We start from the raw sequence: 775 nt of genomic DNA, 5'->3' as shown, positions 1-775 counted from the left end.
TTCGCATCCACTAAACCAATCTCCTCTACTCATGTTTTCTGAGACTAGTATAGCTAGATTTCTACTTTATCGGAAGATACCTTGTTATTGGGCGCTTACGATTGGGCTATCTTGCTTCTTTCTTTTTTTGTCATTTGGTTTACGATAGCCTTTAGATTTTGCCATATGTACCTCGCAAAAAAGTGGCTTACAGAGTTTGTAAGCCACTTAGTCAGTCGGTTTATTCTGGTGTCTGCCACCGCTTGGCCCTTATGTCCAAGATTACTATCAGATTGACCATGAGCCGACTACTCATCTACATATTCAGTCTACAGGATATAATCAAAAAAATCAAGCATTAACCATGACAAACGCATGAAAGTGTCTAATTGATTTCTCTTCAGTCAGAACCTTTTTTACAGTCGCGATTTTAAATATCTATCAAATACCATACTCAAATGAAATTTTTTACATTTTAAACTCATACTCTTTCCAACATCTAGGTTCTTTAAAACACTTAAACAGAATTTATCGATTAATTATCGGTTTCTGAAAACTTACAAAATCTACTTTTCTTCATGCGTTTGTCGTGAGCATTAACCCATTACTCTTTTAGAGACTATAGTCATTTGAAACAAGAACAAGACAACAAAGCATCCAGAAAATTGTCATAACTGGGCAATACTTTTCTAAGGTGTTTTTTCATATGAGCCCATGTATTTTCAATGGGATTATACTCAGGTGAGTAGGGGGGAAGAGGCAAGAGTTTATGTCCTTGTTCTTCGCACAATACTTT

The 775-nt window shown here is 35.7% G+C and carries 1 protein-coding gene; it reads right to left on the bottom strand.

What is annotated here, in order from left to right; translation table 11 throughout:
- Window positions 1-604: 604 nt before the first annotated feature.
- Window positions 605-775, bottom strand: a 171-nt coding sequence (locus E5983_RS09310) for a transposase (RefSeq protein WP_202056786.1), incomplete at its 5' end; no start/stop codon positions are given.

The sequence above is a fragment of the Streptococcus danieliae genome (genome assembly GCF_009767945.1).
In the GTDB taxonomy this organism is placed as follows: Bacteria; Bacillota; Bacilli; order Lactobacillales; family Streptococcaceae; genus Streptococcus; species Streptococcus danieliae.
The sequence above is the reverse complement of the archived record's forward strand: the minus strand, read 5'-3'. Positions and strand labels throughout refer to the sequence as shown.